This is a genomic window from Luteimonas sp. WGS1318 (assembly GCF_043187535.1).
Taxonomy (GTDB): Bacteria; Pseudomonadota; Gammaproteobacteria; order Xanthomonadales; family Xanthomonadaceae; genus Luteimonas.
In genome coordinates this window covers 233,543-255,440 of the sequence record NZ_CP171131.1, presented here as the reverse complement: position 1 = coordinate 255,440, position 21,898 = coordinate 233,543, and the positions used below count along the sequence as shown (strand labels likewise).

The 21,898-nt window shown below is 71.0% G+C and carries 16 protein-coding genes; 8 read left to right on the top strand and 8 right to left on the bottom strand.

What is annotated here, in order from left to right:
• Positions 1 to 35 precede the first annotated feature (35 nt).
• Complete coding sequence (gene ppc / locus ACF3M1_RS01105; protein WP_394003117.1) at positions 36 to 2,870, bottom strand: phosphoenolpyruvate carboxylase; 2,835 nt, start codon at positions 2,868 to 2,870, stop codon at positions 36 to 38.
• A 64-nt stretch (positions 2,871 to 2,934) separates the two neighbouring features.
• Between ppc and ACF3M1_RS01100 the strand changes: the two genes are divergently transcribed.
• Positions 2,935 to 3,390 (top strand): hypothetical protein, encoded by a 456-nt coding sequence (locus ACF3M1_RS01100; RefSeq protein WP_394003115.1) that lies wholly within the window; start codon positions 2,935 to 2,937, stop codon positions 3,388 to 3,390.
• Between the two features lie 49 nt (positions 3,391 to 3,439).
• Here the strand turns inward: ACF3M1_RS01100 and ACF3M1_RS01095 are convergent, their stop codons facing one another.
• Positions 3,440 to 4,837 (bottom strand): glutamate--cysteine ligase, encoded by a 1,398-nt coding sequence (locus ACF3M1_RS01095; RefSeq protein ID WP_394005143.1) that lies wholly within the window; start codon positions 4,835 to 4,837, stop codon positions 3,440 to 3,442.
• 88 nt (positions 4,838 to 4,925) lie between these two features.
• Here ACF3M1_RS01095 and ACF3M1_RS01090 point away from each other — a divergent pair, with 88 nt between their 5' ends.
• Positions 4,926 to 5,642 carry a VIT family protein gene (locus ACF3M1_RS01090; protein ID WP_394003113.1) on the top strand — a complete coding sequence of 239 codons (717 nt, stop codon included), beginning with the start codon at positions 4,926 to 4,928 and terminating at the stop codon, positions 5,640 to 5,642.
• A gap of 27 nt (positions 5,643 to 5,669) precedes the next feature.
• Here the strand turns inward: ACF3M1_RS01090 and yihA are convergent, their stop codons facing one another.
• The gene (yihA, locus tag ACF3M1_RS01085; protein WP_394003111.1) at positions 5,670 to 6,287 is read right to left on the bottom strand and encodes a ribosome biogenesis GTP-binding protein YihA/YsxC; all 618 of its coding nucleotides are present in this window, start codon (positions 6,285 to 6,287) and stop codon (positions 5,670 to 5,672) included.
• 132 nt (positions 6,288 to 6,419) lie between these two features.
• Here yihA and ACF3M1_RS01080 point away from each other — a divergent pair, with 132 nt between their 5' ends.
• The 4 genes from ACF3M1_RS01080 to ACF3M1_RS01065 are packed head-to-tail and all read left to right on the top strand — an operon-like array spanning position 6,420 to position 9,713.
• Entirely contained in the window at positions 6,420 to 7,319 is a 900-nt protein-coding gene (locus ACF3M1_RS01080) for a c-type cytochrome (RefSeq protein ID WP_394003109.1), read from the top strand.
• A gap of 56 nt (positions 7,320 to 7,375) precedes the next feature.
• Complete coding sequence (locus ACF3M1_RS01075; RefSeq protein WP_394003107.1) at positions 7,376 to 8,032, top strand: thiol:disulfide interchange protein DsbA/DsbL; 657 nt, start codon at positions 7,376 to 7,378, stop codon at positions 8,030 to 8,032.
• Between the two features lie 60 nt (positions 8,033 to 8,092).
• Positions 8,093 to 8,911, top strand: a complete 819-nt coding sequence (locus ACF3M1_RS01070) for a thiol:disulfide interchange protein DsbA/DsbL (RefSeq protein ID WP_394003105.1) — start codon at positions 8,093 to 8,095, stop codon at positions 8,909 to 8,911.
• A 10-nt stretch (positions 8,912 to 8,921) separates the two neighbouring features.
• Positions 8,922 to 9,713 carry an endonuclease/exonuclease/phosphatase family protein gene (locus ACF3M1_RS01065; protein ID WP_394003103.1) on the top strand — a complete coding sequence of 264 codons (792 nt, stop codon included), beginning with the start codon at positions 8,922 to 8,924 and terminating at the stop codon, positions 9,711 to 9,713.
• Between the two features lie 45 nt (positions 9,714 to 9,758).
• On the opposite strand, the gene ACF3M1_RS01060 is transcribed toward ACF3M1_RS01065, so the two are convergent.
• From ACF3M1_RS01060 to ACF3M1_RS01045, 4 genes are all read right to left on the bottom strand, one after another.
• Positions 9,759 to 12,683: a TonB-dependent receptor plug domain-containing protein gene (locus ACF3M1_RS01060; protein ID WP_394003102.1), complete on the bottom strand. Its 2,925-nt coding sequence runs from the start codon at positions 12,681 to 12,683 to the stop codon at positions 9,759 to 9,761.
• A gap of 113 nt (positions 12,684 to 12,796) precedes the next feature.
• Entirely contained in the window at positions 12,797 to 13,915 is a 1,119-nt protein-coding gene (locus ACF3M1_RS01055) for a PLP-dependent cysteine synthase family protein (RefSeq protein ID WP_394003100.1), read from the bottom strand.
• Positions 13,916 to 14,713: 798 nt separating this feature from the next.
• Positions 14,714 to 15,880 carry an amidohydrolase gene (locus ACF3M1_RS01050; RefSeq protein ID WP_394003098.1) on the bottom strand — a complete coding sequence of 389 codons (1,167 nt, stop codon included), beginning with the start codon at positions 15,878 to 15,880 and terminating at the stop codon, positions 14,714 to 14,716.
• Between the two features lie 28 nt (positions 15,881 to 15,908).
• Complete coding sequence (locus tag ACF3M1_RS01045; protein ID WP_394003096.1) at positions 15,909 to 16,706, bottom strand: sulfite exporter TauE/SafE family protein; 798 nt, start codon at positions 16,704 to 16,706, stop codon at positions 15,909 to 15,911.
• Positions 16,707 to 16,894: 188 nt separating this feature from the next.
• On the opposite strand from ACF3M1_RS01045, the gene ACF3M1_RS01040 reads away from it, so the two are divergent.
• Both ACF3M1_RS01040 and ACF3M1_RS01035 read left to right on the top strand, forming a co-directional pair.
• Complete coding sequence (locus ACF3M1_RS01040) at positions 16,895 to 18,862, top strand: transglycosylase SLT domain-containing protein (protein WP_394003094.1); 1,968 nt, start codon at positions 16,895 to 16,897, stop codon at positions 18,860 to 18,862.
• A gap of 80 nt (positions 18,863 to 18,942) precedes the next feature.
• Positions 18,943 to 20,529 carry a hypothetical protein gene (locus ACF3M1_RS01035; protein WP_394003092.1) on the top strand — a complete coding sequence of 529 codons (1,587 nt, stop codon included), beginning with the start codon at positions 18,943 to 18,945 and terminating at the stop codon, positions 20,527 to 20,529.
• 21 nt (positions 20,530 to 20,550) lie between these two features.
• Here the strand turns inward: ACF3M1_RS01035 and ACF3M1_RS01030 are convergent, their stop codons facing one another.
• Positions 20,551 to 21,744, bottom strand: coding sequence for a CNNM domain-containing protein (locus ACF3M1_RS01030; RefSeq protein WP_394003090.1), 1,194 nt, complete (start codon positions 21,742 to 21,744; stop codon positions 20,551 to 20,553).
• Between the last annotated feature and the right edge of the window lie 154 nt (positions 21,745 to 21,898).

Here is a 21,898-nt window from a genome sequence, read left to right as displayed (position 1 = left end):
GAGCCCGGCACGGCAAACCGCGCCGGTTCACCGCCTCAACCGGTGTTCTGGATGCCCGCGGCAATGCCGTTGACCGTCGACACCAGCGCGCGCAGCAGGGTGTCGTCCTCGCGCCCGCTCTCGCGCCAGCGCCGCAGCAGCTCGACCTGCAGCAGGCTGATCGGATCGACGTAGGGATTGCGCAGCCGGATCGACAGCTGCAGACGGTAGTCGTCGGCCAGCAGCACGTCCTGGCCCTTGAGCAGCAGGATCGCATCGCGAGTGCGCAGGCACTCGTCGAGGATGCCCGGGAAGAACGCCGCGTGGGCGTCGCCGGCAAGCTGCGAATAGCGCTCGAAGATCGCGATGTCGGTCTTGGCCAGCAGCATCTCGACATCGTCGAGCGCGGCGCGCGCGAACGGCCAGTCACGCACCATCTCGGTCATGGCCTGCTGGCCGTAGCGGCGGATGCCGTGCTGCAGGGCCGTGCCGATGCCGTACCAGCCGGTCAGGCCGGAGCGGTTCTGGGCCCAGGCGAACACCCAGGGAATCGCGCGCAGGTTGGCGATGCCGCCATCGCGGCGACGCGACGGCCGCGAGCCGATCTGCAGCCGCTCGATGACGTCGATCGGCGTCGCGGCACGGAAATAGTCGGGAAAATCGACGCGTTCGTGCACCAGCGCGCGGTAATGGGCGCGCGAGATGTCGGCCAGCTCGGCCGCCATCTCGCGCCAGCCGGCTTCGCGCGGATCGGTCGGACGCGGACGCAGCGTCGCGCGCACCACCGCCGCCGTCGACTGCTCGAGATTGCGCAGCGCCAGCGCGCGGATGCCGTACTTGCGATGGATGACTTCGCCCTGCTCGGTGACCCGCAGGCTGCCGTCGACCGAGCCGCGCGGCGCGGCGATCACCGCGCGCTCGGTCTTGCCGCCACCGCGGCTCACCGAGCCACCGCGGCCGTGGAAGAACATGATGCGCACGCCGGCCGCCTGGGCCAGCGCGGTCAGTTCGACCTGGGTGCGCTGCAGCGCCCAGCGCGAGGCCAGCAGACCGCCGTCCTTGGCGCTGTCGGAATAGCCGAGCATCACCGTCTGCCGGTCGCCGCGCGCGGCGAGGTGACGGCGGTAGCGCGGATCGTCGAACAGCTGGCGCATCACCGCCGGCGCGGCGTCCAGATCGTCGACGGTTTCGAACAGCGGCGCGACGTCGAGCGGCACCTCGCCGTCGACGGTGCAGTCGGCGATGCGCGCCAGCGCCAGCACCGCCAGCGCATCGGCGGCGCTGCGCGCCATGGAGATGATGTAGAGCCCGGTCGCCGCGGCGCCATGGCTGCGGCGCAGGTCGACGACGGCGCGGAACACGCCGAGCGTCGAGGCGACGGTGTCGTGCGACACCGCATCGCCGGGCTTGGGCGGCGCGTCGAGCATCGCGTGCAGGCGCGTCACCCGCGCCTCGACATCGCGCGCCGCCCAGTCGCTGCCGTCGAGATGGCCGAGCACCTCGTCGTGCACGGCCGAATCCTGGCGCAGGTCCAGTGCGGCGAGATGGAAGCCGAACGTGCGCGCGCGCCACAGCAGACGCTCGAGCGCGAACAGCCCGGCATTCTCCCCACGGTTCGCGCGCAGGCTGTTCTCGATCAGGCGCAGGTCGTCGACGAAACCGTCGGCGTCGGCGTAACCCGCGCGATGGTCGGCATCGGTCGCCGCCAGGCGCGCCTGCATCAGGTCGAGCAGGCGCCGGTAGGGCATGTCGGCATGCCGCGGATTGAGCGCCGCGTCCGCACCCGGCACGCTGCGCCGGTAGTCGTCGACGCGGGCGAGCACCGCCTCGTCGATCCCGGCACGGCCCAGGGTCTGGGTCAGCACGTTGCCGAGTGACCGCAGGTCCCGCCGGTACTGGGCCAGCGCCTGGGCGCGCTGGGCGCCGAGCGCGGCGCGCATGGTGTCGGCATTGACGTTGGGATTGCCGTCCATGTCGCCGCCGACCCAGGTGCCGAAGCGCAGCACCTGCGGCAGCGCCGGTCGCACGCCGTAGACGTTTTCGATCGCGTCGCCCAGCGCCTCGTAGAACACCGGCAGCACGCGGTAGAGCACGTTCGACAGGTAATAGCCGACGTGTTCGACCTCGTCGCCGACGGTCGGCTTGCGCGCCGGTGCCTCGGAGGTCTGCCAGGCCGAGGTCAGCGCCAGCACGATGCGCGCGTCGTCGGCGCGGCGCTCGGTCGGCGTGCGCTCGCGATCGATGTCGGCCATCAACCGCTCGACGATCGTGCGCTCCTTCTCGAGCAGCACACGGCGGATGGCCTCGGTGGGATGCGCGGTGAACACCGGCTCGATGTGCAGCCGGGCGAGGCAGCCCTGCAGCGCGTCGAGCGTCACGCCATCGTCCTTCAGCGTGCGGAACACCGCTTCCAGCCCACCGGGCTGCGGCGCATCGCCGGTGCGCTGGTAGTCGCGGCGGCGGCGGATGCGGTGCACGCGCTCGGCCAGGTTGATCGCGCCGAAATACGCGGCGAACGCGCGCACCAGGGCTTCGGCGTCGTCGGTCGGAATGGCCGCCAGGGTGTCGGCCAGGGCATCGACCGGGCGGCCGGCCTCGCGGCGCTCGATCGAGGCACGGCGCACCGCTTCCACTTCGTCGAGCAGTTGCTGGGAGCCCTGTTCGGCGAGCATCTGGCCGACCATCGCGCCGAGCCGACGGACATCGTCGCGCAGCAGGACATCGTTATCGGCGAATTCGAGGTGGTCGCGCAGCGGCGTGTCGGAGATCGGCTTCATCGCCTCAGGGTAGCGCAGCGCCTGGTCGGTTTCGCGTCGCGGCCGGGCCGCGCCGGTCAGCCGGAGCGCGCGCCGGCAGGCCGACATCTTGTCGATGAATGCGCCGTGCTCCATGCTCCGATCCGCCGGGCCCGATGCGGGATGCCGGCTTCCTCCAGACACGCACAGGGACACGGACATGCGGAATCGACGCGGTATCTCGCTCATCGGATCGACGCTCGCGGCGTTGACGCTCGCAACCGGCCTCGCGGCCTGCTCGGGCCAGGGCGCCTCGACGCCCGGCAGCGACACCCCGCAGGCCGCCAGCGCGACCGCACTCGATCCCGTGCTCGCCGCGCCGCAGGTCGGTGACGTCTACGCCGCCGAACTGACCCACTTCTCCGGCGTGGATTTCGCCGGCACCGACAATGGCGAGGCCGCGTTCGGCCTGATGCGGGTGATCGCGGTCGACGATGAGCGGGTCACGCTCAATACCGAGAACAGCGCGTGGCCGAAGGCACGCGGCGCGATCAACGAGCTGCGCGGCGACCAGGCGGACATCACCTGGGACGAGGCCGAGAAGATCGAGATCTACCGCCGCGAACTGCCGCAGCTGGTGGCCGACGGCCACATCCTCGAAGCACGCCGCATGTAAGCACACGGGCAGGTGCGCGCAAGGCGCACCTGCCGGCGCGGGCGGAGGGTCAGTACGCGAACTCGCGGAACACGCGGTCGATGTCGCCCTGCCAGGGGCCGTGGAACAGTTCGAGCTTGCGCTCGGCCGGCGTCTGCCCGGATTCGGCAATCTCGATCAGCGTGTCGAGGAACACGCGCTCGTCCTGACCGCTCGAGTTGAGCCGGGCACGGCGCCGCAGGCCACCGGCGGCGATCTTCAACGCTTCGATCGCCAGGTCGCGCAGGGTGCCGTCGCGGAACGGCGTCCTGAGTGCGAGCTTCGGCACGTCGTCGCGCAGCGCATTGCGTTCGGCCATCGTGAAGTCGCGCACCAGATCCCATGCGGCGTCGAGCGCGGCGTCGTCGTACAGCAGGCCGGTAAAGAACGCCGGCAGCGCGCACAGCCGGTTCCAGGGACCGCCATCGGCGCCGCGCATTTCCAGATATTTCTTCAGCCGCACTTCCGGGAAGGCGGTGGTCATGTGGTCGTTCCAGTCGCGCAAGCTCGGCAACTGGCCCGGCAGCGCCGGCAGCGCGCCGCGCATGAAGTCGCGGAAGCTCTGGCCGGCGGCGTCGTGGTAGACGCCGTCGCGGTAGGAGAAGTACATCGGCACATCGAGCAGGTAGTCGACGTAGCGCTCGTAGCCGAAGCCGTCCTCGAACACGAAATCGAGCATGCCGGTGCGGTCGGCGTCGGTGTCGGTCCAGATGTGCGAGCGGTAGCTCAGATACCCGTTGGGCGTGCCTTCGGTGAACGGCGAATCGGCGAACAGCGCGGTGGCGATCGGCTGCAGCGCCAGCGACACGCGGAACTTCTTCACCATGTCCGCTTCGGACGCGTAGTCGAGATTGACCTGCACCGTGCAGGTGCGCGTCATCATGTCGAGGCCGAGACCGCCGACCTTGGGCATGTACTCGCGCATGATCTTGTAGCGGCCCTTGGGCATCCACGGCATCTCGTCGCGCCGCCACTTGGGCTGGAAGCCCATGCCGAGGAAGCCGAGGCGCAGTTCGTCGGCGACGCTCTTGACCTCGAACAGGTGCGCGCCGACCTCGCTGCAGGTGTCGTGGATCGTTTCCAGCGGCGCGCCGGAGAGTTCGAGCTGGCCGGCCGGCTCCAGGGTCACCGAGGCGCCGTCCTTGAGCAGCGCGATCGTGCGGCCACCTTCGTCGACGGCTTCCCAGCCGAAGCGCGTGAGCCCGCGCAGCAGCGCCTCGATGCCGCGGTCGCCGTCGAACGTGGGCGGGCGCAGGTCGTCGAGGCGGAAGCCGAACTTCTCGTGCTCGGTGCCGATGCGCCAGTCGGCGCGCGGCTTCTCGCCGGAGGCGAGGACCTCGACGAGCGTCGCGCGGTCGGTGATCGGGGTATCGGCGACGTGGCTGGGGCTGGACAAGGTTCCGGACTCGCGCTCGGGCCAGGCCCGCAGGCCGGCACTATAAGCGGCCCGCCCGTGGATGTCGGCCCCGCTGACGGTGTCGCAGTGTTCCCGATCCGTCACGGCGTATGCTCGGGCGATGGCCGTCACCCCATTCGCGCGCCGCCGCCTGCATCCCGAGCATCACCGCGGCGACCGGGTCGGCTGGCTGCGCGCGGCGGTACTCGGCGCCAACGACGGCATCGTCTCGATCTCGGGCCTGGTGGTCGGTGTGGCCGCCGCCGGCAGCCCGCATGCGACCGTGCTGCTGACCGGCGTGGCCGGCACCGTGGCCGGCGCGATGTCGATGGCGGCCGGCGAATACGTCTCGGTGCGCTCGCAGCTCGACACCGAGCGTGCGGACCTGGCGACCGAGCGCGCCGAACTGCGCGACACCCCGGATCAGGAACTCGAGGAACTGGCCGGCATCTACCGCGCCCGCGGCCTCGATGCGGCGCTGGCACGTCAGGTCGCGGTGCAGTTGACCGCGCACGACGCGCTGGGCGCCCATGCCCGTGACGAACTCGGTTTCAGCCACACCGTGTCCGCGCGCCCGCTGCAGGCGGCCGGGGCATCGGCGGCCGCGTTCTGTGTCGGTGCCGCGCTGCCGATGCTGGCCGCGCTGTGGACGCCGTCGGGCAGTGCGGAGCAGGTGATCATCGCCACCACGCTGGTCGCGCTGCTGGCCTCGGGCGCCCTGGCCGCATGGGCCGGCGGCGCGCCGGTGCTGCGTGGCGCGCTGCGGGTGGCGTTCTGGGGTGCGCTGGCGATGGCCGCCGCCAGCGTGATCGGCCGGCTGTTCCACGTCGCGCTCTGAGCGCATCCGGTGACCCGGCCGGGTCGCTCAGGACCGGGGGCCGATCTCCAGCCAGCGCGCGATCACGCCACGCGCCTCGTCGATGCCGATGTTGGTCTCGCCGGAGAAGGTCTGCACGCTGACCTTGTCGCCGTGCAGCGCCAGCAGTTCCTTGCGCACCGCCTGCAGCGTGTTGCCTGCCGCGCCGCGGCCGAGCTTGTCCGCCTTGGTCAGCAGCACGTGCGCCGGCATGCCGTGTTCGACCGCGAACGCGATCATCTGCCGGTCGTAGTCCTTCAGCGGGTGGCGGATGTCCATCACCACCACCAGCCCCTTGAGCGCCTCGCGTTCGCGGAAGTACTGGGCCAGGAACGCCTGCCAGTGGGCTTTGAGGTTGCGCGGCACCTTGGCATAGCCGTAGCCGGGCAGGTCCACCAGATACCGGTTGTCGTGCGGCGGGAAATCGAAGAACACCAGCTGCTGGGTGCGGCCCGGAGTCTTGGAAACGCGCGCGAGCGCGTTCTGCTGGCACAGCGCGTTCAGCGCGCTGGACTTGCCGGCATTGGAGCGTCCGGCGAACGCGACCTCGAAGCCGCCGTCGGGGGGCAGCTGCTGCGGGGTGTGGGCGGCCAACAGGTATTTGGCGCGGGCAAATGGATTCGACATCGCAATAGCTTGGCACGGTCGGCGCCGCCGCGCCCGGACGCCGTTTGACCGGCCCGACCCCGCCACACATACTTTCGGGACTCGTGGCCCGGTAACGTCCGGTCGCCGCGTCGAAGATCTCGGAGCCCAGCAATGCGCCACGCTCGCGCCTTTGGTATCGCCGGTCTTGCCGTCCTCGTGGTCGGTGCTGTCGCGTTCGCCCAGTCCACCGTCCAGCCGCTGCCGGATGCGCCGCCCGTGGAAACCGCGGCGCTCGACGCCAATTCGGTCGCCGCGCTGGCCAAGGCGCAGCCGGGGGATCCGCAGAAGGGCGCCCAGCTGGCCGGCGCCTGCGCGGCCTGCCACGGCCTCGACGGCAACGCCGACATCGACCCCACGCTGTATCCGCGCATCGCCGGCCAGAGCGAGCGCTACGTCGCTCACCAGCTCGCGCTGTTCAAGAGTGGCGAGCGCCTGAGCCCGCTGATGCAGCCGTTCGCGCTGCCGCTCAGCGCCCAGGACATGCGCGACCTCGGCGCGCACTTCGCCCAGCAGACCAGCGGCGCCGGCATCGCCGACGACGCCGTGGTCGAGGCCGGTCCCTACGAGGGCCAGAAGTTCTACGAGATCGGCCAGACCCTGTTCCGCACCGGCAATGCCGACCGTGGCATTCCGGCGTGCATGGCCTGCCACGGCCCAGCCGGTGGCGGCAACCCGGGGCCGGCGTATCCGCACGTCGCCGGCCAGCAGGCCTGGTACAGCTCGGCGCGCCTGTACGCCTATCGCGAGGGCGAGACCCTCGAGGCCGACAAGCATCTGTTCAACGTCATGGCCTCGGTCGCCAAGTCGCTGACCGACGAGGAGATCGAAGCGCTGGCCAGCTACATGCAGGGCCTGCACGCAAGGCCCGACCCGGCGATGCTCGCCGCGATCGAAGCGCAGGCCGCCGCCATGCCCACGCCGGCCACGCCGCCCCAGGAACAGCCGGTGCCGGCGACCGACGCGACGGCCGACGAGGCGCTCGAGGCCGCGCCGGCGCCTGAGGTCCAGTGATCCCCACACGCCGCGCCGGGGTTCGCAGCCGCCGACCCGTGCTGGGATCCGTGCGGATGCTGGTCACCGTGTCCAGCCGCGTGCGTGTCGCCCTCGGCGCCGCGCTGCTCGCCTTGGCCGCGCTGCTGCCTGCGAACGCCCAGGACCATGCGCCGGTCGAGAACCTCGACTACGCCGTCATCCCCGATGGCCAGCCGTGGCAGCCGCTGCAGGGCCGGATCGAGGTCGTCGAGGTCTTCTCCTACGGCTGCGTGCATTGCTTCCACTTCCAGCGGCTGATGGACGCCTGGACGCGTGCGCAGTCCGAGGACGTCCGGGTGACCTACGTGCCGGCGGCGTTCTCGGCCAATGACACCTTCGCCCGCGGGTTCTTCGCCGCCGAGGCGCTCGGGCTCCAGGCCAAGACCCACCACGCGGTGTTCTCCGCCGTCCACGAGCGCTCGCGGTTGCCGCGCAGCGGCGCCGGCATCGACGCGATCGCGGGCTTCTACGCCGAACAGGGCGCGGTCTCGCAGTCCGCGTTCCGCGCCGCGATGACCAGCGCCGCGACCGACAAAAAACTGAACGCCGCACATGCGTTCGCGATGCGCAGTGGCGTGCAGGGCACGCCCACGCTCATCATCAACGGCCGCTACCGGGTGACGGCGCGGTCGCTGGAAGACACGCTCGCGATCGCCGACCAGTTGATCGCCCGCGAACGTGCCGAGCGCTGACTCCACAGCGCGGACTCCACGCCGCTTGCCGGCCTGCACCCCATCCACGAGAGAACGCCCATGACCGTCCGTCGCTCCCTGCTCCTGCTGCTCGCTCCCGTCCTGCTCGCGGCCTGCACCCAGCAGCCCGACACCGCCGCCGCGCCGGCGGCGTCGCCGGACGCCGCGGCCACCGGCACCGAGCAGGTCTCGCCGGCCGCCGCCAGCCCCGGCGACGCCACCACCGCGCCCGGCGGCACCGCACCCGAAACCGGCGCCGCCGCAGGCGAGGCCACGTCGCCCGCCACCGCCAACGCCCCGGTGCGTGCGCCCGAAGGCCCGGCGCCGGTGGCCGGCACCGACTACGTGGTGATCGAGAACGGCCAGCCCTTCGCCCAGGCCGCCAGCATCGAGGTCGCCGAGGTGTTCGCCTACTGGTGCGGCCACTGCGCGGCGTTCGAGCCGCTGGTCAGCGCCTGGAAGGCCCGCCTGCCGTCCGACGTGAGCTTCGTGCCGGTGCCCGCGGTGTTCGACGACCGCGACCAGTTCCCGCGCGCGTTCTACGCCTCGCAGGCGATGGGCACGCTGGAGCGCACCCACGCGGCGACGTTCAACGCCATCCACATCGAGCGCAAGCTGCGCCAGAACGCCGATGCCGAGAGCATCGTCGCGTTCTACGGCGGCCTGGGCGTCGACGCCGATCGCCTGCGCAGCACGATGCAGAGCTTCGCCGTCAACGCCAACCTCGGCCGTGCGCGCCAGTTCGCGACCCGCAGCGGTGTCGACGCGACGCCGACGATCGTCGTCAACGGCAAGTACCGCGTGATCGGCGGCCGCTCGCTGGAGGACCTGCTGCGCATCACCGACCATCTGGTCGCGATGGAGCGCGCGGCGCAGTAAGCGCCCGGTCGTGAACGCGTCCCCCTCCCCCACCGCCGCGGCCGATGGCGCGCGGCGGCTGAAGCTGCTCAGCGCGAACATCCAGGCCGGCTCGAGCACGCGCCGCTACAGCGATTACGCCACGCGCAGCTGGTCGCACGTGCTGCCGACCGGCAAGCGCACCGCGCTCGACGCGATCGCCGCGCTCGCGGGCCGCCACGACATCGTCGGCCTGCAGGAGGCGGACCCGGGCAGCCTGCGTTCGGGCTTCACCAACCAGACCCACTATCTCGCCGAACGCGGCGGCTTCGAATACTGGAGCCACCAGCCCAACCGGCGCGTCGGCGCGGTCGCCTCCAGCGCCAACGGCCTGCTGAGCCGGCTCGAACCGATCGAGGTCATCAACCATGCCCTGCCCGGCCGTATCGGCGGACGTGGGGTGCTGATCAGCCGCTTCGGCGAGGGCGATGCCGGACTCACTGTCGCGGTCGCGCACCTGTCGCTGGGCGCGCAGTCCCGGCGCTCGCAGCTGTCGTTCATTGCCGAGGTGCTGTCGGACCATCCGAACGCGGTGCTGATGGGCGACTTCAACTGCACCTCCGACTGCGCCGAGATGGACGTGCTCTACCGCGGCACCGGCCTGCAGCCGCCGGAGTGCGCGGTGCACACCTTCCCGAGCTGGCGTCCGCAGCGCGCGATCGACCACATCCTGGTCACCGGCAACCTGCAGTGCGCGAACACGCAGGCGTTGCCCGCGGCGTTCTCCGATCACCTCGCGCTGTCGACCGAACTCGTCGTTCCCGGACACGCGCTGCTGCGCTGAGTCCGCGCCGGCGGCTGTCGGGCCACCGGCGCGGAGCCCGCCGGATCAGAAGTCGAAGCCCACGCGGGCGTACCAGTAACGGCCCGGCAGATCGTAGGTCGAGGCGTCGTAGCCGTTGAGGCTGCAGCTCAGGCACACCGGCGGTTCCTTGCCGGTGATGTTGTTGACGCCCAGGCTCAGCCGCGTGCCCTTGAGCCAGGCGGTGTTGTGCCAGGCCAGTTGCAGGTCGTGATAGGTGGTCGAGCCGAGCGCGTTGACGTCGTTGGCGCTGTCGTCGCAGATCGCGAAGCCGTTCGCGCCGCCGCAGGATTCGGTCAGCCGGTCGATGTAGCGCAGCGTCCAGGCCAGCGACCACGGACCACGGGTCCAGTCGGTGACCAGGGTGCCGGTCCATTCGGGAATCGCGCTGTTGTTGACCTCCACGCCCGGCCGCCGCGGCTCGGGATCGCCCGATTCGTTGACCAGCTCGTAACGCGTGACCCAGGTGGTCTTGGCATCGAAGCGCAGCCGGCCCCAGTCGCGGGTCGGCAGGGTCCACGCCGCGGTGAAGTCCCAACCGTCGGTCTTGATCGTGCCCAGGTTGGCCAGGATGGCGTCGAAGCGGATGATCTGGCCGCGATCGCTGCGGTCGTAGGAGGCGCACGCGGCCGCATCGCGCGTCGCGATGCAGCGCTCCAGGATCGCCTGGGCATCGGGCGCCTGGATCGCGTCGGTGATGTGGTGCCGATAGAAGGTCACGCCGAGATCGAGCCGGTCGGACCACGACACCTCGTCCGCGAACGACGGGCTCCACACCGAACCGACCATCAGGCTGCGGCTGCGTTCGGGCTGCAGGTCGGCATTGCCCGAGGTCACCAGCGAGATCTGCGAATTGGTCTGCTCGTACCCGGCCGGCACACCGTCGGCGGCGCAGGCCGGCGAAGGCACGGCAGCGCCGGAACAGGGATCGACCAGGGTCGCGTCGAAGCGGCTCAGCGTGCCGTAGAGCTCGCCGATCGACGGCGCGCGGAAGCCCTCGGCATAGCTCATGCGCAGCAGCAGTTCGTCGACCGGCTGCCAGCGCAGGCCGATCTTGCCGGTGCTTTCGCCGCCGAAGGTGGAGTAGTCGGAGTAGCGACCGGCGAGGCTGAGATCGAGGGTCTCGCCGAACGCGGTATCACGCATCAGCGGCACGCTGACTTCGGCGTAGGCCTCGTTGACGTCGTAGTCGCCGCGGGTCGGGCCGGACGGCACGCCGTTGTACTCGCCGGCGACGGTGATCGGGTCGGGCGTGTAGCTGCCTTCGTACTTGCGGTACTCGACGCCGGCGGCGAACGAGAACGCACCGGCGGGCAACTGGAACAGGTCGCCGGTGACGTTGGCCGAGATCAGGCTGAGCGTGTTGCGGCTCTCATCGCGCACCACCGGCTGGATGAAGGCGAGCATCGCCGGGGTGATGGTGCCGGGCCCGCCGAACAGGTTCAGCGGCGTGCAGCCGGCGATCGCCGCGCAGGCGTCGGGATCGCCGAGCGCCTCGTTGATGCGGCGGATGTTGTAGCTGCCGGTGTTGACCTGCTCGGCGCGGCTTTCGCTGCGCATCAGGTTGACGTCCCAGTTCCAGGTGCGCACGCCCACGCCGAACGTGCCTTCCAGCCCGCCGGCGGCGTACCAGGTCTTCACGTCCTGGGTGTAACGGCGCGGTCCGCCCTCGACCGGGCGCCGGCCGAGCAGGAACAGGTTGGCGTCGTCGCCCACCGTGGTCAGGTCGAAGCCGAAGGGATTGAACGGGTTGCGCGCCGAGATCACCAGCGTGCTCTCGGCATAGGGGTTGTACACGCCGGCATCGGTGCCGAGGAAGAACGGCTCGGGCGCGGCCTGGTTCGACGAGGTACGTGCGTTGTAGAGCACGCGGGCGAAGGCCGAGACCTGCGGCGTGAACTCGAAGCGGACCTGGCCGAACACCGACTTGCGCTCCGACGGCGTGAGCAGCAGGTTGTTGGGCGCGAAGTTGTAGCGGTTGGCCGTGGTGAACGGAATGAAGTCGCCGACGGCCGCGCCGCCGGGGAAGCTCGCGTCGTTGGGCAGGGTGATGTTGCAGGTGGCGCTGCCGGGGATCGGCACGCCGGCATCGTCGTTGGCCAGCGGACACAGGCCGCCGAGGGTGTCGTTGCCGCCCGGAGGCGCGAACACGAAGCGCCCGCCCGGCGTCGCCGAGCTGCCGTTCGCCAGGCCCGTACCGGGCACCGGCACGCTGGCATTGGCGAAGCGCGCGGAGGAGATCTCGCGCTGCCGGAAGTACGACGCGCCGGCGAACCACTGGGCGCGGTCGTTGCTGCCGCCCCAGCCCAGATCCGCGCCCCAGGTGCCGCCACCGAGGTCCTGGTACTCGCCGTAGTTCAGGTCGAGGCTGCCGCCCTGCGCGTCGCGCCGGGTGATGATGTTGACCACGCCGGCGATCGCGTCGGACCCGTAGATCGACGAGGCCCCGTCCTCCAGCACCTCGATGCGTTCGATCAGCGCCAGCGGGATCGTGTTGAGGTCGACCGCCGCGCCCACGCCCGAGCCCGAGGACTCGTTGACCCAGCGGATGCCGTCGACCAGCACCAGCACGCGCTTGGCGCCGAGGTGCCGAAGATCGACCGTCGCCGCGCCCGCACCGACGCCGCCGCCGTCGGGCGGAAAGCCGAAGTTGCCGCTGGAATTGAACTTGGTGTTGAGCGCGGCGCCGGAGGCCGTGAGGTTCTGCACGATGTCGGCGACCGAACTGAAGCCGCTGCGCTGGATGTCCTCGCGCGTGAGCACCTGCACCGGCACCGCGGTTTCCATCTCGGCCTTGCGGATGCGCGTGCCGGTGACCTGGACGGTATCGAGCGTGCGCGCCTCCTGCGCGGTGGGCGGCGCGTCCTGCGCCGCGGCGGCCGGCGCGACGAGCATCAACAGGGACAACTGCACACCGGCGGTCAGCCGGTGACGGTGGGGAATGGCGGTCATGCGGGTGCTCCGTGCTGGGAAGGTGGGACCGCCGGCGTCCCCGTGTCGCCGGTCCATGTCTTGTAACGAATCCTTAACCTGTCCGCACCTGGGGTCAACCCCAGCTTGACGGTTCATTCGCCCGCCGAGCGCCGCGCCAGTGTCAGCGGTGGCAGGGCCGCCCCCGTATCCGCGGTGGCGCGCACGGCCGCGTCGGCGGCGGCCATGTCGAAGCCCTGCGCCTGCAGCCAGTCGGGATTGTAGTAACTGTGTGCGTAGCGCTCGCCGCCGTCGCACAGGATGGTCACGATCGAGCCGACCTGTCCGGCGGCGCGCATCGCCTCGGCGACCTGCAGCACGCCGACGATGTTGGTGCCGGTCGAGCCTCCGACCCGACGGCCGAGCCGCGCATTGACGTAGCGCATCGCCGCCAGGCTCAGCGCATCGGGCACCTTGACCATCGCCTCGACGCAGCCGGGGATGAAACTCGGCTCGGCCCGCGGCCGGCCGATGCCCTCGATGCGCGACGGCGGTGCGGGCGCCACGTCGTCCTGCACCGGCGTGCCCGCGAGGCTGCGCACGTAGTGGTCGAAGAACGCCGAATGCTCGGGATCGGCGCACAGCACGTCGGTCTCGAAGCCGCGGTAGCGCGCATAGCGGCCGATCGTCGCGCTGGTGCCGCCGGTGCCCGCGCTGCAGACGATCCACGCCGGCACCGGATGCGCCTCCTTCTCCATCTGCTTGAAGATCGACTCGGCGATGTTGTTGTTCGCGCGCCAGTCGGTCGCCCGCTCGGCGTAGGTGAACTGGTCCATGAAATGACCGCCGGTCTCGCGCGCCAGTCGCGCGGATTCTGCGGCGATGCCGCAGGCGCTGGGCACCAGGTGGCAGCGGCCGCCGTGGAATTCGATCGCGGCGATCTTCTCCGGGGATGTCGAGGCCGGCATCACCGCGACGAACGGCAGCCCCAGCAGGCGCGCGAAATAGGCCTCCGACACCGCGGTCGAACCGCTCGACGCCTCGACCACCGTGCTGCCCGCGTGCAGCCAGCCGTTGGCGAGCGCATAGAGGAACAGCGAGCGCGCGAGCCGGTGCTTGAGGCTGCCGGTCGGGTGGCTGGACTCGTCCTTGAGATAGACGTCGATGTCAGGAAAGCCCGGCAGCGCCAGCGGGATCAGATGGGTGTCGGCCGAGCGGTTGAAATCGGCCTCGATCTTGCGGATGGCCTGGGCCACCCAGTCGCGCTGGGACATGGGGCACTCGCGAAAAGACGTCGACGCGCCGGAGTCGGTCTGCGGCGCGGCGCACAGCTTACGACGCTCTGTGGGCGCCCGCTTGCGCGCGAGGGTGCGGTTCCGGCGCAGCCCCATCGCACGCAAGCGCACTCCTACGACGACGCGGTGGGTCGACCATCGCCGGCTCAGCCCAGACGGCGCCGCACGATGCGGTCGAAGACCGACGATCCCGGCATCGGGCCGTCGATGTCACCACACGTAGATGAGGGGCCGATGTTCGAAGGCACTCGCCAGAGACCCCGTAGGAGCGCGCTTGCGCGCGATGAGGCTTCTATGGGGACGCCTCTCGCGCGCAAGCGCGCTCCTACGGGAATGCGAGGTCTCCACACCTGGCTCAGCCCAGACACTGCCGCACGATGTGGTCGAACACGGACGATCCCGGCCCATCGGGCTGTCGATGCCACCACAAGTACGCGCGGGGCCGACGTTCGAAGGGACGCGCCGAACCCTGTAGGAACGCGCTTGCGCGCGATGAGGCTTCGATGGGACGCCTCTCGTGCGCAAGCGCGCGCCTACGACCACGCAGTGGATCGACCGTCGCCGGCTCAGCCCAGACGGCGCCGCACGATGCGCTCGAACAGCGGCGATCCCGACATATTGGGCTGTCGATGCCGCCACACGTACGCGCGAGGCTGATGTTCGAAGGGACGCGCCGAACCCTGTAGGAGCGCGCTTGCGCGCGATGAGGCTTCGATGGGACGCCTCTCGTGCGCAAGCGCGCGCCTACGACCACGCAGTGGATCGACCGTCGCCGGCTCAGCCCAGACGGCGCCGCACGATGCGGTCGAATACCGCCGCCGCGACCGGCAACAGGCCGTCGTCGAAGCGGAACGTGGGGTGGTGGCACATCGCGCTGTCCATGCCGAGGAACAGATAGGCGCCGGGCCACTGTTCGAGCATGTAGGAGAAATCATCGGAAAACGGATACGCGCGCAGGTCGGTCTGCACGTGCTCGGCGCCGAGCACATCGGCGATCGCGTCGGCCGCAAGCGCCGCCTGCGCCGGCGCGTTGACGCACGGCGGGCAGGAATGCGGGATCTCGAGCTGGACGCTGCAGCCGGAAATCTGCGCATGGCCCTCGCACAGTGCGCGCAGGCGCTTGAGCAGCTCGTCGTGCACATCCTTCGACAGCGAGCGGACCGTGCCGCTGAGCGTGGCGGTCGAGGGGATGATGTTGTGCGTGGTGCCCGCCTGCAGCGAGCCGACGTTGATCAGCGCCGCTTCCATCGGATCGATGTGGCGGCCGACGATCGCCGGGATGTCGACCGCCAGGCGGGCCGCGACCTGCAGCGGATCGTTCGCGCGATGCGGCGCGGCGGCGTGGCCACCGACACCCTCGATCGCGATCTCGAACACCGCCAGCGACTGCAGCGTGGCGCCACTGCGCACGCTGGCCTCGCCGGTCTTCAGGGCGGGCATGTTGTGGAAGGCGTAGACCTCGTCGCAGGGCCAGCGCGTCAGCAGGCCGTCCTCGATCATCCGGATCGCGCCGCGCCCGCCTTCTTCGGCCGGCTGGAAGATCAGCACGACGCGGCCGCTGGCCGGCGGATGCGCGACCAGGTGCCGCGCGGTGCCGAGCAGGGCCGACGTGTGGCCGTCGTGCCCGCAGGTATGCGCCACGCCCGGGCGCTGCGAACGGAACGGCAGGTCGCTCTGCTCGTCCATCGGCAGCGCGTCCATATCGGCGCGCAGGCCGATCGACAGACCCGGCTGGCCGCTGTCGACCACGGCGACCACACCGGTGCCGCCCAGGCCCGTGTGGACCTCGAGGCCCAGCGCGCGCAGTTCTCGGATGACCAGCGCCGAGGTCTTTTCCTCTTCGAAGCCGAGTTCCGGCCAGGCGTGGATCTCGCGGCGCCACGCGGTCATCTGTGGGGCCAGCGCGGCGATGGTGTCGGGGATGGTCGGAGCAGAAACGGTCATGAGAGGTCCAGCGGAAAACGGGAAGGCATTACAGGAACAGCAGGCTCGCGCCGATGGCGTACAGGAACAGCGCGAACACGCGTTTGAGCGCGCGCCCGCTGAGTGCATGGGCCAGCCGCGTGCCGTAGGGGGCGACCAGCACCGAGGCCAGCGCGATGCCGATCGCGCCCGGCAGGTACACGTAGCCCCACGACGGCGGTGGCAACACACCGGCCGGCGCCTGCAACGCGTAGCCGGCGGCCGCCGAGAGCGCGATGAAGATGCCCAGCGCCGACGAGGTGCCGACCGCGCGCACCGGCGACACGCCCAGCCAGACCAGCAGCGGCACGGTCATGCTGCCGCCGCCGATGCCGACCACCGACGACAGCGCGCCGATGCCCGCCCCCGCGCCGGTCAGGCCCACGCCGCGCGGCACGATCACGTTGCCGCCGGTGTCGGGTGTGCGCGACAGCAGCAGCTGGGTGCCGGCGATCGCGCAGTAGGCGACCACGCAATATTTCAGCACCTCGCCATCGAGCAGGATCGCCAGCTTGCTGCCCAGCCACGCGCCCACCAGCACGCCCGGCACCATCCACGCGACGGTGCGCCACAGCACGCTGCCGCGCAGGTGGTGCGCGCGCGCCGACGAGGCACCGGTGAGGATGATGCTGGCCAGCGCGGTCGCGAGTGCGGCATGCATCGCCGCGTCGCGCGGCACGTCGAACAGCGGCAGCACCCAGACCAGACCGGTGACCAGCACCAGGCCGCCGCCGATGCCGAGCAGCCCGGCCAGCACGCCGGCCAGCGCGCCCAGCAGCGGAAACAGCAACATCGACCACGTCAGCATCCGGGAGATTTCCCTGCGCGAACCGGAGCGCAGCCGGACAAGTCTAAAGCGCGCGCCCTGCGACCCCGGACGCGGCGGGCGATCCGGCACGGCGGCGCGACCACGCAGCTGCGTGGTCCGGCGTGCCACAAGGGCTTCAGACAGGCTTCGTTATAGTCCCCGGCCCCGACTCCAGGACCCCGCTGCCGATGCCGATCCGACCCGTCGCCGCCGCCCGCGCGGTCCGCCGCGTGCGCGCGTTGTCCTTCGCCGCGACCCTCGTCTGCGCCGGCACACTGCCTGCGTTCGCACAGGCGGTTAGCGACGACAGCGCGTTCCGCGTCGCGATGCAGGCCGCCGAACGCGGCCAGCCGGTGGCCCCGGCGATGCAGTCGCATCCGGCCGCGGCCTGGCTGGAAATGGCGACCCTGCGCCGCAACGTCGCCACGCTGCCGGTGGCCGACGGCCAGGCCTTCCTGGGCCGGCATGCCGGACAACCGGTGGCCGAGGTGTTCCGCGAGGCCTGGTTGCGCGCACTCGCCACCCGTCGCGACTGGGCGGGCGTGCGTGCGGCGTGGTCGCCGTCGATCACCAACACCGCACTGCGCTGCATCGAGCTCGACGCGCGCGCGAACACCGGCGCGATCGACGCGCAATGGACCCGCGACGTGCAGGCGATCTGGCGCAGCAGCGGCGCCTCGCTGCCCGACACCTGCGATGCGCCGCTGCAGACGCTCGCCCAGCGCGGCGAACTGGGCGATGCGCTGCGCTGGGAGCGCTTCGAGCTGGCGACGGCCGAGCAGGACGCGACGATGATGCGCGCGATCGCGCGCAACCTGTCGGCGTCCGAACAGACGCTCGCCAACGACTACGCCGCGTTCATGCAGGCCCCGCACGCGCGCGCCGCGCAGTGGCCGAAGACCGCGCGCAGCCGGCTCGTCGCCTCGCACGGGCTGGCGCGCTTCGCCAAGGACGATCCGCTGGCGGCCGAGGCCCAGCTGCCCGCGATCGCTTCGGCGCTCGGCTTCAGCGAGGCCGACACCGGCCGCGTGCTCTACCAGGCCGCGCTGTGGACGGTGGCATCCTACCTGCCCGATTCGGCCCGCCTGCTGGCGAAGGTGCCGGCCAGCGCCTACGACGAACGCCTGCACGAGTGGCGCGCGCGCGAGGGCATGGCGCGCCGGGACTGGCCGGCCGCGCTGACCGCGATCCGTGCGATGGGCGAGTCCCAGCGCGCGCAATCACGCTGGATCTGGTTCGAGGCGCGGCTGGCGGAACTCACCGGCGACCGCGCCGGCGCCCAGCCGCTGTACCGCCGCGCGGCGACGAATCCGGATTTCCACGGCTTCCTCGCCGCCGACCGCCTCGGCCAGCCCTATGCGCTGTGCCCCTGGGACTTCGCGCCGGCGGACGCGGCGAAACGGCGCATCGCCGCCGACCCCGGCATCGTGCGCGCGATGGCGCTGTACCGCATCGATCGGCCGGGCTGGGCCACCCGCGAGTGGACCGCGGCGCTGGCCCGGTTCGACGACGACCAGCGCCGGATCGCGGTGCAGGTCGCGCAGGACAACGGCTGGTACGACCGCGGCGTGTTCGGCCTCGGCCGCCAGCCGGACGAGACGCGCCTGTACACACTGCGTTTCCCGCTGACCAGTCAGGCCTTGATCGAACGCGAATCGCGTCGCCAGGGCCTCGACCCGGCCTGGGTGGCGGCGGAGATCCGCGCCGAGAGCACGTTCAACCCGAATGCGCGCTCGCCCGCCGATGCCCGCGGCCTGATGCAGGTGCTGCCGTCGACCGGCGCCGGTGTCGCGCGTCGCCTGGGCATGCCTTGGGGCGGTGCCGAGAGCCTGTACGACCCGGCCACCAATGTCGCCATCGGCACCGCCTACCTGCGCGAAAAGAAGGACATGTACGGCCTGCCGTATGTCGCCATCGCCGCGTACAACGCCGGCCCCACGCCGACCGGGCGCTGGCTGGCGCAGCGGCCGGACATGGACCCGGATTTCTGGATCGAGACGATCAGCTACCGCGAGACGCGCGAATACGTGGCCCGCGTGCTGGCCTTCAGCGTGATCTACGACTGGCGGATGTACGGCAAGGCCGCGCCGCTGGAGGCCCGCATGCGCGGCACCAGCGACGCACGCACCACGGCCTTCGCCTGCCCGGCGGGCTGAGCCCGGTCGCTCGTCCTGCAGCACCGACGCGCCGGCAGCGCGCGTCGTGCAGTCACGTCCCAACTGCCATGGAGGCGGCCATGCGCGCACTGCGCACCTTGATGCTGGCGCTGGGCCTGACGCTCTGTACGGGCGTACAGGCCGGACCGGCCGTGTACTTCGTCGACCACACGATCCGCGCCCCCGGCCATGCCGGCACGATGCGCACGCTCGGCTTCAACCGGCTCGCGCTCGAGAACGACTCGGCCGGTGAGCAGCGCCTGCACACGCAGCCCCTGTGGTCGCAGATGCGCGGCGGCGGGCAGTGGCGGTCCACCGACGATCTCGATCCCGACGACGCCATCGACGCGGCGCTGATCCAGCTGCTCAATGCCGGGTTCAAGGTGCGGATTTCGGCCGATGGCACGCCCGGTCCGATGCGCGCAGTCGACGAGAGCGCCTGGGCCCGGTTGTTGAAGCAACGCCCGCGCGCGGCCCAGGCGCTGGTGGATGCACCGCAGACGCTCGGCCTGCAGGTCCGCGCGTTGCCCGACGGGCTGAAGGCGGGTCAGATCATCCACCAGCACGCCCGCTCGCCGGCGATCGGCCGGATCGAGACGCGCCTCGAGGTCGTCGCGGTCGACGACGCGGTCGCGGTGCTGGCGATGCACATCGAGGGCGACACGCTGAGCGGCAACGGCCGTCAGGCGGTGCGTCTGGCAGACGGCATGCCGCTCGAGGTGCGCCTGCGCCTGGACATGGACGCCGCCGACGGACTGCCGGCCACCGAGCAGCGCCTGCGCATGGTCGCGCTCGACACGATCCCCATGCTCGACGTGTCCGATTCGACCGCCGCCATGATCCGCTACGAAGCCGAACGGCTGGCAGCGCCGCCGTTCTCCGGGCCATCGGACGACCCGACGCTGTATCGCAACGATCCGCCGCCGCGCGGCGTGCTGCTGCAGGACATGCTCGCTCCGGAACACCTGGAGACGATCGCAGCGCAGCTGGCGTTCGGCGTCGAGCCGCGCAGCATGGGACGTGCGCGCCTGGTGATGGGTGCCGAGATCAAGTCCGACGCCAGCGGCCGCGAAGACGGCCCGCCGCCGCTGTTCGGGCGTCTGCGCTCGGTCACGCTGCGCGACGCCGCCGGCCGGCCGCTGCCCGGCCTGGAGGCGGTGCCTGTGCGGCCGATGCTCGCGCTGGTGGGTCAGTGGCGCAGCGACGAAGGCGAGGCCGACTTCCCGTTCCGTCTGCCGCCGGGCGTGCGCGACGAGGCGCTCGCCGCGCTGGCGACGATCGACCTCGAGATGGAGGTCGAAACCTACGCCTGGGACGGCGTGGAGACCGTCGCCTACGGCGAGCAGCCGCAGTCGCAACCCGATGCCCGTTTCGACTGGGTGTCGCCGCGTCGTGTCGGCCTGGAGCAGGCACGCGCCCGTCCCGGCGAGACGGCAGCGCTGTGGAGCATCGCGGTGCCGCTGGACGCCGACGGCCGTCCGCTGCCGCAGGCCTCGCTGATGCGCGGTGGGCGTGACGCCGAGGCACTCGACTGGGAATGGCGACACACGCCGCAGCGCACCGAGATCGCCACGCCGGCGCCGATCGCGGCCGTGGAACTGCGTCGCTACCACTGGCGCATGGTGCCGCACGTGCTGTCGTTCGGACGGATCGAATCCATCGAGTGACCGCACACGCCGGCGCGCGATTCAGCGGCCGGCTGGCCCGTCGCGCTCGTCGCGCGCATCGACCGGTAGACCGTGCGCCGCTGCGCGTTCTTTCCAGCGCTTGCGGGCCAGGCGCTGCATGTCGGAGACGCGATCGCTCTCGTCGATGATCTCCTGGCCCAGCAGCGTCTCGACGACGTCTTCCATCGTCACCACGCCGCTGGTGGAGCCGTACTCGTCGACGACCAGGGCGATTTGCTGGCGGCGGTCGAGCAGGAACTCCAGCAGGCCGGTCAGCGGCATGCTTTCGGGCACGCTGCGCATCGGGCGGGCCAGCGTGCGCAGCGCCACGTCACCCTCGCCGCGGGCTTCGGCCTGCAGCATCTCCGAGCGCAGTACGAATGTCGTCGCATCGTCGATGTCGTCGGTATAGATCGGCACCCGCGAGAACGGTGCCGTGCGCGCGTCTTGCAACGCCTGGGACACCGGCGTGGTGTCGCGCAGCGCGGCGACCACGGTGCGCGGTGTCATCACGTCGTGCGCGCGCAGTTCGGACATCCGAAACAGGTTGCGCAGGATGTGCGACTCGCGCGGCAGGATGCCGCCACTTTCCTCACCGACGCTGGCCATCGCGATGAATTCCTCGCGGTTGAACACGTGCGCCTGTTTGCCGCCCGAGATCAGCCTGGTCAGCATTTCGGACACACGGATCAGCGGGTAGAGCACGACGATCAGCATGCGCACGAAGACCGCGGTCGGCGCGGCCAGCTGGCGCCAGTACTGCGCGCCCAGCGTTTTGGGCACGATCTCGGACAGGAACAGGATCAGCAGCGTCGCCACTGCCGAGAACACCCCGACCCATGCGCTGCCAAACGCATCGGAGGCCTTCGCGCCTGCGCCCACTGCACCGGCGGTATGGGCGATTGTATTGAGTGTGAGGATACCGGCGAGCGACTGGTCGATGCTGTCGTGGCGCAGCCGCTGCAGCCGCGCGGCGAGCCCGGGACGCTCAGCCTTCAGGCCGGCGATGAACGAGGGCGTGATGCTCAGCAGCACCGACTCGGCGACCGAGCACAGGAACGACAGCACGATCGCCAGCCCGAGGTAGACCAGCATCAGCGTGATGTCCCCGGCATCCCCGCTGCCTGGAACCGACAACGGCGCGGCGAATGCGATGACCGGCAGCCCTATCAATAGCAGCGCAAGACCGATGCGCGAGGTTGCGGGACGTGGCACAGCGGCGCTCCAAGGGCGGTTCGCCAGTCTACCGGTCGCGCGCAGCTTGGTGCGCTGCCATCCTTGCGTGCGACGCACATGCGCAGGCGCAGACGCAGCGCTCGTCGCAATGGAACGCGCTTCACCGCACCGGGCGCATCTGGAACAATGGGCG

Excerpts from the sequence above, each read along its gene's own strand:
- ppc (WP_394003117.1), bottom strand. The coding sequence starts at position 2,870 with ATGGAGCACGGCGCATTCATCGACAAGATGTCGGCCTGCCGGCGCGCG.
- ACF3M1_RS01100 (WP_394003115.1), top strand. The coding sequence starts at position 2,935 with ATGCGGAATCGACGCGGTATCTCGCTCATCGGATCGACGCTCGCGGCG.
- ACF3M1_RS01090 (WP_394003113.1), top strand. The coding sequence starts at position 4,926 with ATGGCCGTCACCCCATTCGCGCGCCGCCGCCTGCATCCCGAGCATCAC.
- yihA (WP_394003111.1), bottom strand. The coding sequence starts at position 6,287 with ATGTCGAATCCATTTGCCCGCGCCAAATACCTGTTGGCCGCCCACACC.
- ACF3M1_RS01080 (WP_394003109.1), top strand. The coding sequence starts at position 6,420 with ATGCGCCACGCTCGCGCCTTTGGTATCGCCGGTCTTGCCGTCCTCGTG.
- ACF3M1_RS01075 (WP_394003107.1), top strand. The coding sequence starts at position 7,376 with ATGCTGGTCACCGTGTCCAGCCGCGTGCGTGTCGCCCTCGGCGCCGCG.
- ACF3M1_RS01070 (WP_394003105.1), top strand. The coding sequence starts at position 8,093 with ATGACCGTCCGTCGCTCCCTGCTCCTGCTGCTCGCTCCCGTCCTGCTC.
- ACF3M1_RS01060 (WP_394003102.1), bottom strand. The coding sequence starts at position 12,683 with ATGACCGCCATTCCCCACCGTCACCGGCTGACCGCCGGTGTGCAGTTG.
- ACF3M1_RS01055 (WP_394003100.1), bottom strand. The coding sequence starts at position 13,915 with ATGTCCCAGCGCGACTGGGTGGCCCAGGCCATCCGCAAGATCGAGGCC.
- ACF3M1_RS01050 (WP_394003098.1), bottom strand. The coding sequence starts at position 15,880 with ATGACCGTTTCTGCTCCGACCATCCCCGACACCATCGCCGCGCTGGCC.
- ACF3M1_RS01045 (WP_394003096.1), bottom strand. The coding sequence starts at position 16,706 with ATGCTGACGTGGTCGATGTTGCTGTTTCCGCTGCTGGGCGCGCTGGCC.
- ACF3M1_RS01040 (WP_394003094.1), top strand. The coding sequence starts at position 16,895 with ATGCCGATCCGACCCGTCGCCGCCGCCCGCGCGGTCCGCCGCGTGCGC.
- ACF3M1_RS01035 (WP_394003092.1), top strand. The coding sequence starts at position 18,943 with ATGCGCGCACTGCGCACCTTGATGCTGGCGCTGGGCCTGACGCTCTGT.